Here is a 12,240-nt window from a genome sequence, read left to right as displayed (position 1 = left end):
TGTTACTCAACCGGCTGAGGGGTTAGTTTGCCCACGTCAGAAGGGTTTTCGTGATCGGGCTAACGTGATCCTGATCTCAATCGAGGCCGCGTTGGGCGGTTCTGCTGCCGCGTCGTGACGCGGCTCTCTGCGCCAGGAACAGAGCGAACCCGACAGCGCCGACCGCGATGCCGGACCAACACGTCGCCACCGCGTCGCCGCTGCGGTCGCCGGTGGCGGTGAACACGACCAGCGCAACGATCCAACCGAGGATGCCGATCGTCAACACCGGCACCGGATCGGTGAGGCGGGGCGGGATCTGCGGGACGTCGGCCACGTATTCACGCTACGCCACCATATTTCGCCAACCCTCGCGGTGTGCTTTATCTTTCACTCATGCCTATGTCGTCGCGATTACTCGACAACTACTTCAAGATCACCGAGCGCGGCTCGACTGTGGGTTCCGAGGTTCGCGGCGGTGTCGTCACTTTCGTGGCGATGGCCTACATCGTCGTGCTCAACCCGCTGATCCTCGGTAGTTTCTCCGCCGACGACGCAGCTGCCAAGACCGACGTGCTCGGCAACATCCTGCCCGTCGCCCAGGTTGCCGCCGTGACGGCACTGGTCGCCGGCTTCATGAGCATCGCGTTCGGCATCATCGCGAACTACCCCTTCGGTATCGCGGCCGGCCTCGGCATCAACACTCTCCTGGCCGTCACCATCGCTCCTCAGGTCAGTTGGCCCGAGGCCATGGGCCTGGTCGTCATCGACGGCATCATCATCGTTCTGTTGGCCGTCACCGGCTTCCGGACGGCGGTGTTCAACGCGATTCCGCCCGAACTGAAGGCCGCGATCGCCGCAGGCATCGGTGCCTTCATCGCGTTCATCGGCTTGGTCGATTCCGGCTTCGTACGCCGGATCCCCGACGCCGCAGGCACGACGGTTCCCGTCGGCCTCGGCATCGACGGGTCCATCGCGTCGTGGCCGACGGTGATCTTCGTGTTCGGGTTGTTGCTGATGGGTGTGCTCGTGGTGCGCAAGGTCCGCGGCGGTCTGCTGATCGGCATCGTGGTCACGACGGTGTTGGCGGCCATCATCGAGGCGGTCACCGACGTGGGGCCGTCGAACGGCGTCGACCCCAAGGGCTGGAACCTGTCCGTGCCTCAGCTGCCCAGCGTTCTCGTACAGTCGCCGGACCTGTCGCTGGTGGGCAACGTCGACCTGTTCGGTGCGTTCACCCGCATCGGTGTGCTGGCCGCGAGTCTGTTGGTGTTCACGCTCGTCCTCGCGAACTTCTTCGACGCGATGGGAACGATGACGGGTCTGGGTAAAGAAGCGAATCTCGACAAGGACGGCACGCTGCCCAACATCGGCAAGGCGTTGGTCGTCGAAGGTGCCGGAGCCATTGCGGGCGGCGGCGCGTCCGCATCGTCGAACACGGTGTTCGTCGAGTCGGCCTCGGGAATCGCGGAAGGCGCACGCACCGGACTGGCCAACGTCGTCACCGGCCTGCTGTTCCTGCTGGCAATGTTCTTCACCCCGCTCACGGCTGTCGTGCCCATCGAGGCGGCTGCTCCGGCGCTGGTGGTGGTGGGTGCACTGATGATCGGTCAGGTTCTCCACATCGACTTCAAGCGCTTCGATTACGCGCTGCCGGCCTTCCTCACCATCCTGGTGATGCCGTTCACGTACTCCATCGCGAACGGTATCGGCGTCGGTTTCATAACGTGGGTCGTGCTCGCCGTCGGTTCGGGCCGAGCGAAGACGGTACATCCCCTGTTATGGGTCGTCGCGTTGCTGTTCGTAGCGTTTTTCGCAGTCGGTCCCATCACGGATGCGGTTACCTGATGCTGGGTCGGTACCAGGGCGTATTCTCTGCGCTGTGACGTCGGGAAACAGTGTGAAAGACAATCGGGAATTGGCAAGCGACCTGTCGCTTGCGGTGGTGAGGTTGACTCGCCACCTTCGAGGTAGGCGAGTGGACTCGCAAGTGTCGCTCACTCAGCTGTCGGCTCTGGCCACGCTGAGTAGGGAGGGCGACATGACGCCTGGCGCGTTGGCGGCTCGGGAGCGGGTTCAACCCCCGTCGATGACGCGGGTGATCGCGTCGTTGGCCGAGCTGGGTCTGGTGGAGCGCACGCCGCATCCCACCGATGGCCGTCAGGTGATCGTGTCGTTGTCGGCGGCCGGCAAGGAACTGATCGCGGACGAGGCGAGTGCTCGCGAGGCGTGGATGACCGCACAGCTGGCAGGCCTCGGACCCGAGCAGCTCGCGACGCTGCGAGATGCAGTGAGCATCATCAGCGCATTGGTCAGCGACTCCGAGTAGTTACCTAGGTTTATTATTTGACCTGTGGCTCCAGTTTCACGTACGTCCGGCGCGACGATGTTCGCTGCTCTGAAGACTCGCAACTACCGATTGTGGGCGTCGGGGCAGATCGTCTCGCTGGTCGGAACGTGGATGCAGCGGGTGGCCCAGGACTGGCTCGTGCTGACGCTGTCCGGCGGCAACGGCTTTGCCGTCGGCATCGTCATGGCCCTGCAATTCGGGCCGACGCTGTTTCTGTCGGTGTGGGGCGGAGTACTCGCAGACCGGTACGACAAGCGCAAACTCCTCATGATCACCCAGGTGTTCGCCGCAGTCTGCGGTCTGGTGCTGGGTGTGCTCGATGTCGGCAACATGGTCGAGCTCTGGCACGTCTATGTCATCGCCTTCATCCTCGGCTGCTCGTCCGCCATCGACGCGCCGGTGCGGCAATCGTTCACCATCGAGATGGTAGGCAAGGAAACTCTGTCCAACGCGATCGCGTTGAACTCGATGACGTTCAACATGGCGCGGATCGTCGGGCCTGCGGTGTCGGGAGTGCTCATCACCCTCGTCGGTACCGGCTGGGTGTTCCTGATCAACGCGGTGTCGTTCGCCGCGGTGTTCGGTGCCCTCCTGGCGATGAACGTCGGTCAACTCTTCCGTGTCGAACCGGCACCGCGCGCCAAAGGGCAGGTACGGGAGGGCTTTCGCTACGTCTGGGGGCGGGGAGACCTACGAGTGTTGCTGGCGACGGTGTTCATGGTCTCGACGTTCGGTCTCAATTTTCCGCTGAGTCTGTCGGTGCTGGCGCGCAACACGTTCGGCAGCGGAGCCGACGCATACGGGTTGCTGTCGACCACCCTCGCGGTCGGCACGCTCGCGGGAGCGACCCTGGCGGCCCGGCGCGCCACCGCCCCTCGATTGCGGCTCTTCATCGGTGCGGTCATCGCGTTCGGTCTGTTCGAGTTACTCGTGGGATTGATGCCCAATTACGTTCTCGTGGCAGTGCTGTTGGTGCCCACCGGCGCATTGACGCTGACGTTCACGACGTCGGCGATGAACATTCTGCAGATGTCGGTGCCGTCCGACATGCGCGGCCGCGTGATGGGCATCTACATGCTGTGCTTCCTGGGCGGAACTCCGCTGGGCAGCCCGGTGCTCGGCTGGCTCGCCGACGCCCTCGATCCACGCGCACCGCTGTTGTTCGGCGGTGTCATCTCATTGGCGACGGGACTTTTCGCTGCCGTGTATCTGCTGCGGCACAACAACTTGCGGATCACCGTGGTGCCGCCCGCCGACGGGCACCGGCTGCCCACCCTCGACACGGTGGCCGCAGCCGCCAAGGTCTGACGCTCCTCAGATCCACCCGTGGCGTCGGGCCAGTGCGCAGGCCTCGTGCCGGTTCGCCGCCCCGAGTTTCGCGGCCGCCGCAGACAGATAGTTGCGGGTGGTCCCGGGTGACAGATGCGCGCGCTGCGCGATCTCCGCGATCGATGCGCCGTCGGCGGCGAACTCGAGCACATCGGCTTCTCGCGGTGTGAGCGGTGAGTCCCCGGCCCCGATGGCTTCCGCGGCGAGCGTCGGGTCGACGTACCGCCCGCCGCCGTGCACGGTGCGCACCACCTCGGCCAGGGTGGCGGCCGAGGTGGTCTTGGGGAGGAACCCGCGCACGCCGGCCTCGAGCGCCTTCTTCAGGTAGCCCGGCCGACCGTGGCTGGTGACGATGATCGACGCGCAGGTGGGCAGTGTCTCGGCAATTTTCTGCGCCGTCTCGATGCCGTCGATCCCGCCCATCTGCAGGTCCAGCACTGCCACATCGGGTGCCAGGGTCGCGGCAACCGTCAGGGCCTTCTCGCCCGAATCGGCCTGTCCGACGATCTCGATGTCGTCCTCCAGATCGAGCATGGTCGCCAGCGCCGATCGAATGAGGTTCTCGTCGTCGGCCAGTAGAACTCGAATCATGGTGTGGTCCTCGGGTTCTGGGGCGATGTGGGCAACACTGCGATGAGGGTGAATTTCTCGGTTGTCTGCTCCGTGCGCAGTTCCCCTCCGACCGCGACCAAGCGTTCCCGTAGGCCGCTCAGACCCGTGCCGTCGTTGCGGCCGTTCGGCGCACCGGGGTGGTCGTTGGTCAGTCGAATACTGCTGTCGGTCAGTTCGATTCGGCAATAGGTGGCCGCGGAGTGACGCAGTATGTTCGTCACGCCTTCACGAACCACCCAGGCGGCCGCCTCGGCCGCGCGCTCGGACAGTGCCGAGGTCTCGCCGGTGAGCTCGGTGGATATCCCGGCCGCCGACAGGAGCGAGCGGGCACCGTCGAGTTCGCCTGCGACATCCACCGATCGATAGCCGCGCACCAACTTTCGGGCGTCGGTCATCGATTCCTGCGCCAACGCGCGCACCTCGTCCATCTGCGTCGCGGCGCGGTCGTCACCCCGACGGGCCAGCGTCGCGGCAAGTTCGCTCTTGACCGCGATGGCCGAGAGCGCGCGTCCGACGACGTCGTGCAGATCGCGCGAGAACCTCAGGCGCTCCTCGGCGACGGAGAGAGCTGCGGCTGCGTCGCGGGTGGCGTCGAGTTCGGTCACGATGCGCAGCAGCCACGCCGACAGTTGCACGGTGAAGGCCATGAAAGCGATGAAGAGGCCGAGTATTACCGTTTCCAGCGCCGGGGTTCCCACGGCCGCGGCAATCGCGGCGGCGGCCACGGCTGCCGCGAGAGACCAGCGCAATCGAATCAGGGTCGCGACCGCGGTGGTGACGAGTACCGCGGCCCAGAGCGCGTTGCTCGTCGTCCCTCCGGCAACCAGCACCACAGCGGCGACGGCCATGATCGCCAACGGGATTCGAGGGTTGGCCGTCGACTCGCCGCCGAGTGCCGGGGTGCGCTGAACGACCACGAAAGCGGCGGCGGCACACACCGCTGCCGCCACCGTCGATCGATAGTCGTCGTACTGAAGCGTCGTCAGCATCGCGCCGACGGCGACACCGACGGTGATCAGCAGGAACGATTGGCGGGTGTAGACGCGTACCTTCTCCACTGCACTGCTGTCGTTCCAGCCGTGCAGTGGATTGAGGTACTCGTACAGCTTCATGATCTCCAGCCTTGCAGACGGACGACGACAGTGCGATCAGGACCGCGGTTCCCAGCGGAAGTGGGTGCGAGCGATCAGCAGGCTGCCGAGAATCCAGGCCAGCATCACCGCCACCGGCATGGCGGCCTCGCCGAAGGTGGCGGCGAACCCGACCGACGCGTCGCCGGGGGTGGTGGTACCGAACCAGCCCAGATTCAACAGGTCCGACACCGCGGCCATGGGAGTCAGGTCGATGACGTTGCTCAGCGAATCCGGAAGAACACCGCGGAGCAGTGACGACCCTGCCATCGCGACCAGAATGACCGGCAGACTGGTGATCTGCGCTGCTTCCGCATTACGGGTGAAGGCAGACGTGATCAACGCCAGTGCGGCGAACAGTGCAGCGCCGCCGAGGAGGGCAACAGCAACGAGCAGGACGTTGGTGGGAACCGGGCCGCCGAAGGCCAGCACGACGGCCCCGACGATCAGGCCCAGTGTGACGGTGAGGATCAGCGAGGGTATCGCCGGGCCGAGCAGTATCTGAATGTCCGAACTCTCTCCGGTGCGAAGTCGCTTGAGTACCAACTCGTCTCGCCGCGTGGCGTAGATCGAGAGCATGTTGTAGTAGACCATGAACACCAGGAGGAACAGGGCGAAGATCTCGAGCGCCGCTCCGACTCCGGTATCGGTCAATCCGTTGTCGGACCGGCTGCCGACGATCAGCAGCACGATCGGGAAGATCAACGGCATGACGACCGCATTGAACAGCAGTACTCGGTTGCGTCCGAGCAGTGTGAATTCTGCTCGCGACAGGGCGGTCATCGTACTCATGCGCTCATCACCTCGGTCTTGTCGGTAGCTGGGTCGTTCACATCGGAGTTGTCGAATTCGTCTGCGATGGAGAGGAACACGGTTTCGAGCGATGCCGCGCGGGCGTCCAGGCCGTGCAGGGTGACGCCGTTGGTGCGAGCCCACATCAGTAGATCGGTCAGCGTCTCCTGAACCGAGGACGTCTGGATCGAGACCGTCTCTCCCGAGACGTCCATGGATGTGCCCGGCAGCGACGGCAGTGCCGTTCCAGGGGCCTTCAGTTCGATCTTCGCCGGATGGTCGGCGACCACCTCGTCCACCGTGCCGCTCCGAACGACTTTGCCGCGGTGCATGATCGCCAGTCGATCGCACAGCGATTCGGCCTCGTCGAGGTAGTGCGTCGTCAACATGATCGTGACGCCGGAGTTCTTCAACTCCTGGATCAACCGCCATGTGTTGCGGCGACTTTCGGGGTCGAGACCGGTGGTCGGCTCGTCCAGGAACAAGATGCGTGGACGGCTGATGATCGCGCATGCCAGGTCCAGCCTGCGCTGCTCGCCGCCGGACAGGAATTTGACCCGCGTATCGGCACGGTCGGCCAGGTCCACGCGACCGAGCACCTCCGCCACCGGCAGCGGATGGCTGCAGGTGCCGGCCCACATCCGAAGACTCTCGGCGGTGGTCAGATCCTGAGGCAGGCCACCCTTCTGCAGCATGATTCCCAGAGCAGGCCGGACCTTACGGCGATCGGCCACCGGATCCATTCCCATGATCCGCACCGTGCCCTTGCTGGGTCGCGAAAGGCCCTGAATCACTTCGAGAGTGGATGTCTTGCCCGCACCGTTGGTGCCCAGTAGGCCGAACAGCTCACCCTCCGCGACATGGAGATCGAGAGCCTGGACGGCCTCGTAGGCGTTCTTGCCCGATCCGTACCGGCGCGTCATCCCGTCGACGTCGATGATGGTCATGATTGCGTCCCCCAATGGCGCAGTCCGATGACGAACCGGACACCCATGAAGGCCACGATGACGCCCAGTGCGACGAACGCCGGAACGGACGGCCCCACAATCGCGAACAACACGGCGATGATCGCGATGCTGATGACGATGACGACGATCTCACGCGCCATCGTCGGAGCAGGCCCGAGCTCCATCAGATCGGTGAACAGATTTCCTTCGTCTGGTTGCTTCATGACTACGATCCTGCTGCGCGTCGAGCCCCGAAAACAGTGCAGCGCATCATGACCTGAGGTGACAGCGTCACGGTCCAGCCATGACAAACGTCATGCGCGCGTGTCTCCACCCGATCTCCACCCGTGGGTCGATGTGCCCCCACCGCGATCTTCGTAGCGTTGCTGCCATGAACATTGCAACGATTGCTCTCGTAGTCCTTCTGGTCGGATACCTGCTGGTGCGGCGCATGACCGGCCAGCTCATGGAAGCTCGGCGCATGCTGGTGCTTCCGGCGATCCTCGCCGTCGCCGGACTGGCGTCACTGAATTCGACGGCGCTCTCGGCCACGGCGATCGGGTTCTTGCTCCTCGGCTGTGTCGTCGGAGCCGTGTTCGGGGTGGTCCGCGGCTACACCGTCCGGATCGCCGAGCGGGACGGAGCGGCATGGATGCGTTACTCGTTGGCGTCGGTCGGCCTGTGGGTGGCCGCGATCGCGGTGCGCCTCCTCCTCGTGCCGGTGGAGAATGTCGTGGATCCGGCAGCAGCGTCGGTCGCCGGGCAGGCCACCATGTTGGCCGTGGGGGTCGGATTCCTCGCCGAGTCGGTCGTGGTGCTCTACCGAGCCATGCATTCCGAGGCCACCATCGTGTGGCGAGCCGACAAGTCCGGCAACCACACGTTGTCGCCTACGCTGGCCGACATGCACAGTCGGGTTCGCGAAGGACGGGCGAAGATTCGGTGACGTCGGCACCCACGCCGGACGTACGGTTACCCGCACTCGACAGCTTCCGGCTGTCGAGTCGGCCGTATGTCACGGCCGTCGTCGTCGTGGCGGCGTTCGCGACGTCGGATCTGCACGATCCGCTCGTGCTCACGCTGCTCGTCGTCAACAGTCTCGTACTGGCGGCCTCGACGGTGTCGCGACGGTCGACCGGTCTCCGGCTCTCGCTCGCCGGGGCCGGCATCGCACTGGTCGCCTCCGCCGCGATTCTTCCTCTGGGCGGAACCGGGGTCGCAGCAGCGTTTCCGTTCCTGTTCGCCGGACATGCCGGGTGGCGGTTCAAGCCGTCGATTGCGTTTCCGTATGCGGTGTCGCTCAGCGTGGCGTGCGCGTGCGCGCTGTGGATCGCCGATCACCACGGTGTCGACGGGTGGCCATGGGCCGCCGGTCTTTTCGCCGGGTGGCCGGTACTGATCGGGTATTCACGACGCAGTCGTCTGGACGCACTGCGCAATGCCCGGCGCGCCACCGACGCCGAATTGCGCGAGCATGCCCTGGCCGAGCGGGCCCGTATCGCACGCGACATCCACGACGTTCTCGCGCATTCGCTGTCCGGGGTCAACATGCAGCTCGAAGTCGCCGACGCGTTGCTCGACGCCGGTCGTGCCGACGAGGCCAGAGCCGCGGTGAGCAAGGCGCAGAGCCTCGTTCGCGAGGGCCTCACCGAAACCCGCAGGGCCGTGCAGACTTTGCGTCAGGACGTGCTGCCCCTGGTGCCGACGATGGCCGCTTTGGTGGACGCGGACGGGAACTTCCGGATCGAGGGCGAGGCTGTCGATCTCGATACGCCGCAGTCGCAGTTCCTGGTTCGGTGCGCGCAGGAGGCGCTGACCAATGCCCGTACTCATGCCCCCGGAGCGGCAGTCGACGTAGTGCTTCGCTTCGCGGCAGAACAAGTGGAGCTCTCCGTGACCAACGGCCCGGCTCCGTCGCCGCCGAAACCGGTCGACAGTACCGGAATGGGATTGGTCGGCATGCGCGAGCGCGCCGCACTGGTCGGCGGGTCGATCGCGGCGGGTCCGGACGGGCGAGGTTGGACGGTCCGTGCCACAGTTGCTGTGCCGCAACCACACTGAAGACAACACGAAGGTGAGGGTATGAGCATTCGGATAGTGATCGCCGACGATCAGGCGTCGGTGCGCGAGGCGCTGGCAACGATGCTCGATCTGATCGACGACATCACCGTCGTCTCGACCGCGACGGACGGCGACAGCGCGGTCGCCGCAGTGCAGGCCGCGATGAGTACCGAATCCCTCGATGTCGTGCTGATGGACCTGCGGATGCCGGGCACCGACGGGATAGAGGCGACCCGAATCCTGAAGGGGCTCTTCCCCGATCTACCCGTGGTGGTGTTGACGACCTTCTCCGACGAACGTTCGATACTCGATGCACTCGGTGCGGGCGCACGCGGATATCTCACCAAGGACGCCGGACGGGTCGAGATAGCGGCGGCATTGCGGGCAGCGGCTGCCGGGCAGGCGGTGCTGAATCCGGAGGTACAGGCGCGGCTGCTCGGAGCCGTCGAGCACTCCCGTCCGCCCGAGATCCCAGCTGGTTTGACCCCGCGTGAGGTCGAGGTCCTACGCGCGATCGCGGCCGGTTTGTCGAACCGCGAGATCGCGCAGCAGATGTTCGTCAGCGAGGCGACGGTCAAGACACACATCAACCATCTGTTCGCCAAGGCGCAACTACGTGACCGGGCTCAGGCCGTGCACTTCGCCTTCACGCACGGGCTGGCAGGGTAGTCGCTCAGAAACCCCAACCCATGACGGCGGGACGCGCTGTTCCGAACGTCAGATCGAGTGCGTGCAGGGATTCTTCGTTGCGGGCGGTGAGGCGATTGGCCGCGGCGAACAATCGGGCACGGTGCGTTCCGAAGTAGATGCTGGCGAGCACATCGATGTCGAGTTCGATGTCCGGCTCGGATTCCACCCGCGTGCAGGTGGCTCTGCCGTTCGTGACGGTCAGCGAATAGGTACCGCCTGCGTCGAGGAAGGGATCCCGGACGGCGATGATCAGTGATGTGTCGAGGGCATAGGTGCGCGCCTCGAGGGCAGCCTCGACATGCATGATCCGGGCCCACAGAGCGTCGTGGTGAGCGGTGACCTTCGGCAGCCGGTTGTTGGTCAGCAGGAACGGCAGTGCCTCGTCGCGTGCCTGCCGTACCTCGATGGTGTCTACCAGGTCCACGCCGACGAGGATCTGCCACAGCGCGGCGTAGGCGTCGTCGGTCACCGCGATGAATTCCTCCACCACGACCCGGCTCGGGTTGCGTCCGCGTCGGTAGGCGACGTAGCCGTCGGGATGGGCGATGAAGAACAGTGCGGTCAGTCCGCCGCGTCGGTTCTCGCGATCGGCGAAGAATCGTTCCCACCGAATCGGCGGCTTGGGCTGCGCGCCTGCGGTCTGCTGCTGCCACCGGTGGTAGATGTCCGGGAGCAGTTCGGTGGCCTCGGCCGATTCGATCAGCCGCACACCCGTCGCCGGGGGAGCGTCCTTGCGGAACTGCGCGAATCGACGGTCGATCGAGACGCTGATCTCCTCGGTCACCGGCCCGTACCCGAAGCGCCCGTAGATCGTCGCCTCGCTGGCCGTCAGCAGTGACAGCGGCGCACCCGCGTCGTTCAGAGCGCGGTGCTGCTGGGTGAACATCGATCGCAGGATGCCGCGTCGGCGATGTGTCGGCGCGACGGACACCCAGGACACTCCCGATGCCTCGACCTGAGCTCCGCCGGGAACGGTCACCGACATCGGGAAGTGCATGGCCACACCGACCGGGGTCTCGCCGTCCCACGCCAGGTAGACGTGCTCGGACTTCGTCAGGATCTGCGTCTCGGCCAGGTCCTCGGCGTTCTGGTGCTCGCCGAACGCATGGGCGTCGAGCAGCGCGACGGCATCCCAGTCGTCGTCGGTGGCGGTACGGATGGTGATCGATTCGTCGGTAGTCATCACTCACAACTTTTCCATACCGGGGTGGTGGTTCGCCGAGGGACTGCCAGAAATGCCGGGTGAGAAGATGAGCAGGTGGTGCATGTAATCGACATCGACGATCCCCTCGACCCGCGGCTCGACGACTTCCGCGACCTCAATTCCTCGGACAGGCGCCCCGATCTGCCAGAGGGCAAAGGGTTGGTGATCGCGGAGGGCGTGCTCGTCGCGCAGCGCCTGCTGAGCTCGCGTTTTCCGATGATCAGCCTGCTCGGCGTGGATCGACGGCTCGACGCGTTGCGCGAGGACCTCGCCGATTCGGACGTTCCGTTCTATCGGACGTCGGCCGAGGTGATGGCCGAGGTCGTCGGCTTTCACCTCAACCGTGGTGTGTTGGCGGCGGCGAACAGGCCGCCGGCCCTCGATCTGGACGACGTATTGGCCGGCGCGAACACGGTCGCAATTCTCGAGGGCGTCAACGATCACGAGAATCTCGGGTCCATGTTCCGCAATGCGGCCGGTCTCGGGGTGGACGCGGTGTTGTTCGGTGCCGCCTGCGCCGATCCCCTGTACCGACGGTCTGTCCGGGTGTCGATGGGGCATGTGCTCCGAGTGCCGTTCGCGAAGGTGCCCGAGTGGCCTCGTGGCCTCGATCGGGTGCGGCGGCACGGCTTTCAGCTGATCTCGCTGACGCCGAACCCGGAGGCGGTGTCTCTGGCGACGGCGATGACGGGGGAGAAGGTCGCGTTGCTGCTCGGTGCCGAGGGGCCCGGCCTGACCGAACATGCCATGCGCGCCACCGATATTCGCGCTCGTATTCCGATGGCTCCCGGTACCGATTCGCTCAATGTCGCGACGGCCGCGGCGATGGGCTTCTACGAACGGGTGCGTCTGACGTGAAGGATCCGGACGTTCGCTGGACCGGTGTCCCGGTTGCCGTGATCGCGGCGATCCTCGTCGCGGTGGCACTGACGGCGTTCGGCCTGGAACTGGCCAGAGTTCATCCGCTGCTCGCGATCGGCCTCAACCTCGTCGTCGTGGCAGGCGCAGCCCCGACGGTCATGCGGTGGTTCGGCGTTCCGGTATGGCGTTGGGCCGTGTACGGAGCGAGCGCCGGTGCGCTTCTGAGTTTCGTGGCCCTGGTGCCTCTGGCGTTCTGACCGCCCGGCCCGGGCATGGGTGCGCACT

General features: G+C 65.4%; 15 protein-coding genes. 8 read left to right on the top strand and 7 right to left on the bottom strand.

All coding sequences use genetic code 11. The annotated features are described in order from the left end of the window. Nucleotides 1-76: 76 nt before the first annotated feature. A complete protein-coding gene (locus tag JLZ96_RS07860) occupies nucleotides 77-316 on the bottom strand; it encodes a DUF2530 domain-containing protein (RefSeq protein WP_201009809.1) in 240 nt (79 codons plus the stop codon). Between the two features lie 59 nt (nucleotides 317-375). On the opposite strand from JLZ96_RS07860, the gene JLZ96_RS07855 reads away from it, so the two are divergent. The 3 genes from JLZ96_RS07855 to JLZ96_RS07845 are packed head-to-tail and all read left to right on the top strand — an operon-like array spanning nucleotide 376 to nucleotide 3,637. Next, entirely contained in the window at nucleotides 376-1,827 is a 1,452-nt protein-coding gene (locus JLZ96_RS07855; RefSeq protein WP_027495904.1) for an NCS2 family permease, read from the top strand. Nucleotides 1,828-1,879: 52 nt separating this feature from the next. Continuing rightward, nucleotides 1,880-2,308 (top strand): MarR family winged helix-turn-helix transcriptional regulator, encoded by a 429-nt coding sequence (locus JLZ96_RS07850; RefSeq protein ID WP_027495905.1) that lies wholly within the window; start codon nucleotides 1,880-1,882, stop codon nucleotides 2,306-2,308. Between the two features lie 57 nt (nucleotides 2,309-2,365). After that, a complete protein-coding gene (locus tag JLZ96_RS07845; RefSeq protein WP_032365881.1) occupies nucleotides 2,366-3,637 on the top strand; it encodes an MFS transporter in 1,272 nt (423 codons plus the stop codon). A gap of 6 nt (nucleotides 3,638-3,643) precedes the next feature. Here the strand turns inward: JLZ96_RS07845 and JLZ96_RS07840 are convergent, their stop codons facing one another. Genes JLZ96_RS07840 through JLZ96_RS07820 form a run of 5 tightly spaced genes read right to left on the bottom strand, consistent with a single transcriptional unit; the run spans nucleotide 3,644 to nucleotide 7,363 of the window. Then, the gene (locus tag JLZ96_RS07840; protein ID WP_032385742.1) at nucleotides 3,644-4,249 is read right to left on the bottom strand and encodes a response regulator transcription factor; all 606 of its coding nucleotides are present in this window, start codon (nucleotides 4,247-4,249) and stop codon (nucleotides 3,644-3,646) included. Further along, nucleotides 4,246-5,382, bottom strand: coding sequence for a sensor histidine kinase (locus tag JLZ96_RS07835; RefSeq protein ID WP_094716697.1), 1,137 nt, complete (start codon nucleotides 5,380-5,382; stop codon nucleotides 4,246-4,248). Before JLZ96_RS07835 ends, JLZ96_RS07840 begins: the two co-directional genes overlap by 4 nt. Before the next feature lie 36 nt (nucleotides 5,383-5,418). After that, nucleotides 5,419-6,192: an ABC transporter permease gene (locus JLZ96_RS07830; protein WP_032385741.1), complete on the bottom strand. Its 774-nt coding sequence runs from the start codon at nucleotides 6,190-6,192 to the stop codon at nucleotides 5,419-5,421. Beyond that, complete coding sequence (locus tag JLZ96_RS07825; RefSeq protein ID WP_032381662.1) at nucleotides 6,189-7,139, bottom strand: ABC transporter ATP-binding protein; 951 nt, start codon at nucleotides 7,137-7,139, stop codon at nucleotides 6,189-6,191. Before JLZ96_RS07825 ends, JLZ96_RS07830 begins: the two co-directional genes overlap by 4 nt. After that, complete coding sequence (locus tag JLZ96_RS07820) at nucleotides 7,136-7,363, bottom strand: hypothetical protein (protein WP_027495910.1); 228 nt, start codon at nucleotides 7,361-7,363, stop codon at nucleotides 7,136-7,138. The genes JLZ96_RS07825 and JLZ96_RS07820 overlap by 4 nt, the downstream gene beginning before the upstream one ends. Nucleotides 7,364-7,530: 167 nt before the next feature. Between JLZ96_RS07820 and JLZ96_RS07815 the strand changes: the two genes are divergently transcribed. Genes JLZ96_RS07815 through JLZ96_RS07805 form a run of 3 tightly spaced genes read left to right on the top strand, consistent with a single transcriptional unit; the run spans nucleotide 7,531 to nucleotide 9,869 of the window. Further along, nucleotides 7,531-8,085 (top strand): CcdC protein domain-containing protein, encoded by a 555-nt coding sequence (locus JLZ96_RS07815; RefSeq protein WP_027495911.1) that lies wholly within the window; start codon nucleotides 7,531-7,533, stop codon nucleotides 8,083-8,085. After that, nucleotides 8,082-9,200, top strand: a complete 1,119-nt coding sequence (locus tag JLZ96_RS07810) for a sensor histidine kinase (protein ID WP_201009808.1) — start codon at nucleotides 8,082-8,084, stop codon at nucleotides 9,198-9,200. Before JLZ96_RS07815 ends, JLZ96_RS07810 begins: the two co-directional genes overlap by 4 nt. A 21-nt stretch (nucleotides 9,201-9,221) precedes the next feature. Continuing rightward, on the top strand, nucleotides 9,222-9,869 hold the full coding sequence (locus JLZ96_RS07805; protein ID WP_201009807.1) for a response regulator: 648 nt from the start codon (nucleotides 9,222-9,224) through the stop codon (nucleotides 9,867-9,869). A gap of 4 nt (nucleotides 9,870-9,873) precedes the next feature. Here the strand turns inward: JLZ96_RS07805 and JLZ96_RS07800 are convergent, their stop codons facing one another. Continuing rightward, nucleotides 9,874-11,073: a GNAT family N-acetyltransferase gene (locus JLZ96_RS07800; protein ID WP_094716695.1), complete on the bottom strand. Its 1,200-nt coding sequence runs from the start codon at nucleotides 11,071-11,073 to the stop codon at nucleotides 9,874-9,876. Nucleotides 11,074-11,148: 75 nt separating this feature from the next. Here JLZ96_RS07800 and JLZ96_RS07795 point away from each other — a divergent pair, with 75 nt between their 5' ends. Both JLZ96_RS07795 and JLZ96_RS07790 read left to right on the top strand, forming a co-directional pair. Then, complete coding sequence (locus JLZ96_RS07795; RefSeq protein ID WP_032385739.1) at nucleotides 11,149-11,952, top strand: RNA methyltransferase; 804 nt, start codon at nucleotides 11,149-11,151, stop codon at nucleotides 11,950-11,952. Beyond that, nucleotides 11,949-12,212: a DUF2537 domain-containing protein gene (locus JLZ96_RS07790; RefSeq protein WP_201009806.1), complete on the top strand. Its 264-nt coding sequence runs from the start codon at nucleotides 11,949-11,951 to the stop codon at nucleotides 12,210-12,212. Before JLZ96_RS07795 ends, JLZ96_RS07790 begins: the two co-directional genes overlap by 4 nt. The last annotated feature ends 28 nt before the right edge of the window (nucleotides 12,213-12,240 follow it).

The organism is Rhodococcus sp. NKCM2511 (assembly GCF_014905595.1).
GTDB classification, from domain to species: domain Bacteria; phylum Actinomycetota; class Actinomycetes; order Mycobacteriales; family Mycobacteriaceae; genus Rhodococcoides; species Rhodococcoides fascians.
Note: the sequence above shows the minus strand (reverse complement) of the source record. Positions and strands in the feature narration are given on the sequence as shown.

Coding starts and splice junctions, on each gene's coding strand:
- JLZ96_RS07855 (WP_027495904.1), top strand. CDS start 376: ATGCCTATGTCGTCGCGATTACTCGACAACTACTTCAAGATCACCGAG.
- JLZ96_RS07845 (WP_032365881.1), top strand. CDS start 2,366: ATGTTCGCTGCTCTGAAGACTCGCAACTACCGATTGTGGGCGTCGGGG.
- JLZ96_RS07840 (WP_032385742.1), bottom strand. CDS start 4,249: ATGATTCGAGTTCTACTGGCCGACGACGAGAACCTCATTCGATCGGCG.
- JLZ96_RS07835 (WP_094716697.1), bottom strand. CDS start 5,382: ATGAAGCTGTACGAGTACCTCAATCCACTGCACGGCTGGAACGACAGC.
- JLZ96_RS07830 (WP_032385741.1), bottom strand. CDS start 6,192: ATGAGTACGATGACCGCCCTGTCGCGAGCAGAATTCACACTGCTCGGA.
- JLZ96_RS07825 (WP_032381662.1), bottom strand. CDS start 7,139: ATGACCATCATCGACGTCGACGGGATGACGCGCCGGTACGGATCGGGC.
- JLZ96_RS07820 (WP_027495910.1), bottom strand. CDS start 7,363: ATGAAGCAACCAGACGAAGGAAATCTGTTCACCGATCTGATGGAGCTC.
- JLZ96_RS07815 (WP_027495911.1), top strand. CDS start 7,531: ATGAACATTGCAACGATTGCTCTCGTAGTCCTTCTGGTCGGATACCTG.
- JLZ96_RS07805 (WP_201009807.1), top strand. CDS start 9,222: ATGAGCATTCGGATAGTGATCGCCGACGATCAGGCGTCGGTGCGCGAG.
- JLZ96_RS07800 (WP_094716695.1), bottom strand. CDS start 11,073: ATGACTACCGACGAATCGATCACCATCCGTACCGCCACCGACGACGAC.